Source organism: Secundilactobacillus hailunensis (assembly GCF_005405185.1).
Taxonomy (GTDB): domain Bacteria; phylum Bacillota; class Bacilli; order Lactobacillales; family Lactobacillaceae; genus Secundilactobacillus; species Secundilactobacillus hailunensis.
The window spans coordinates 1-2,204 of record NZ_BJDO01000099.1 but is presented as its reverse complement, the minus strand read 5'-3'; the positions used below and the strand labels follow the sequence as shown (position 1 = coordinate 2,204).

Annotated in this window: 2 protein-coding genes; both read left to right on the top strand. The window is 40.7% G+C overall.

The genetic code is table 11. The features are described 5' to 3' along the window. The first annotated feature begins 106 nt into the window (after positions 1 to 106). Positions 107 to 1,321, top strand: a complete 1,215-nt coding sequence (gene istA, locus FFM73_RS12340) for an IS21 family transposase (RefSeq protein WP_056949675.1) — start codon at positions 107 to 109, stop codon at positions 1,319 to 1,321. Between the two features lie 4 nt (positions 1,322 to 1,325). After that, positions 1,326 to 2,138: an IS21-like element helper ATPase IstB gene (gene istB / locus FFM73_RS12335; RefSeq protein ID WP_137631935.1), complete on the top strand. Its 813-nt coding sequence runs from the start codon at positions 1,326 to 1,328 to the stop codon at positions 2,136 to 2,138. Positions 2,139 to 2,204 lie beyond the last annotated feature (66 nt).

The following is a 2,204-nucleotide window of genomic DNA, read 5'->3' as shown; positions in this document are numbered from 1 at the left end:
TGTCAGCAACGGTTGTAAAATGTTGGAAAATACCGATTAGAAAATGTCGGTTTTCCAACATTTTTTTACGGTAAAATAAACGCATCTCAAATTTGGAGGAACTGAAATGCGTTTAGATGTTGAGCAGTGTGTCCAGCAATATATTATGAACAAAATAAAGCCCAACTTCGCTGAAATTGGTCGGCGATACGGTGTTGATCCACGAACGGTAAAAAGATACTACAATTTAGGGCTTACGCCCCCAGATGAGCAGCCACAACCCTTACGGCGGCCGAGTAAACTTGACGATTATCGAAAAACGATTGAAGAAAAGGTTCTAGAAGGCTGTTCGGCAACGGCAATTTATTACTTTATCAAAGAACGTGGCTATCAAGGAAAGCAAAGTATTCTCAGAGACTATTGTCGAACCATCAGAAAAGCCGCAACGAAAAAAGCCACTATCCGGATTGAAACCTCGCCAGGACTTTCAGCCCAGGTTGATTGGAAAGAAGACTTAACATTGGTTTCTCGGCATGGAGAGATTGTCAAAGGCAACATCTTCTTATATGTTTTAGGGTACTCGCGAATGAAATACATGCAATTTACCTTCAGTCGCAGCCAAACTACCTTTTTTGATTGCTTAACGAATGCCTTTTGGGCAACCGGGGGTGTGCCGAAAGAAATCTGGTTTGACAACCAAAAGGTTGTCGTCGATCATCATAAAAGTAATTTTGGTAAGCCGGTATTTAATGAAACCTTCGTTGAATACGCTAAGGACGCTTGTTTCAAGCCAATTGCTTGTCGACCGTTTCGGCCACAAACCAAAGGAAAGGTTGAGGCGTTGGCCAGAACTACTCAGCGAATTAAAGTTTACAACCATGAGTTTGAAGAGCCGCTAGACTTAGCCGAGATCGTTCATTTGACGTGTGATCAGCTGAATCATGAGAAGTCTCAGGCGACTCAAATTCCGCCTTATTTATTGCTTGATAAAGAAAAAGAGTATCTCCATGATTTTGATCATGACTTACTCGATGCCTATGCCAGCCAAACCATCGCAAGGAAAGTTAGCAAGGAATCAATGATTGTCTTTCAAAATCGGAAATACTCCGTCCCCATCAGATATATTGACGAAACCGTACAAATTAAACACGATGACAATACTCTATACGTTTATTATAACGGAGAATTAATTCGTTCTCACCCTATTTCACTGAAAAGATTTAATTATCTTCGCGATGACATGGAAGAGATTGTCCGATCAGACCTTTATAAGAATCGTGATGACCGAGTCATTGATGATTACGTCGACCGAAACCTGAAGATGTTTGATGAAATGGAGTGAGAAAATGGCTAATTACCAAGCGTTATACACCAACCTTAGACAATTAAAGTTAGATCGTTTCGCCGAACATTTAGGCTACCTATTGGATCATCAAGATGAAGCACCCAAGTCCTTGAGTGATGCCTTATTCGAATTGACAACGGCTGAGCTTAAATACCGGGAACAAAAAAAGATTAATTTGAGAATTAAACTAGCCCGCTTTCCATATGAAAAAACGTTAGCTGACTTTGACTTTAGCTATCAACCAGGAATTAACCAAGGGACAATTGAGGACTTGGGATCACTAAGATTCACCCAAGAGAATCAAAACATTTTGTTTATCGGCACCTCCGGTGTCGGTAAGACTCACCTAGCCACCGCCATTGGAATTGAAGGGTGTAAACAAGGAATTTCAACGCAGTTTATTCGATGTAGCGACCTCATCAACAAGCTTCAAACAGCACAAGTTCAAGGACGAAGCGAAGAAGTGTTGCGCCGGTATGCCCGTTTTCAAATTCTAATCATTGACGAGATTGGTTATCTCCCAATTGAGTCAGTGGGTGCTAAGCTGTTCTTTCAGCTAATTGAAAAACGATATGAACGGAAATCAACCATTATCACCACTAATATTCCGCTTTCTAAGTGGGGAAACACCTTTTCAGATAAGATGTTAGCTAACGCCATTTTAGACCGCTTGGTTCACCACGCTAAAGTCATCCGAATCACCGGTCGATCATATCGAATGAAGGATCATTTGATTGAAAAGAAGGATAATTCTGGACCTGATTTATCAGGTTTCAGCTCACAAAATAAAGAAAGGAGCAGTGAGACACTGTAAACCTTATCGGTAAAAAACAGCATTTTTTAATCGGCAAAAAACGACATTTTCACATCGGCGTTGACA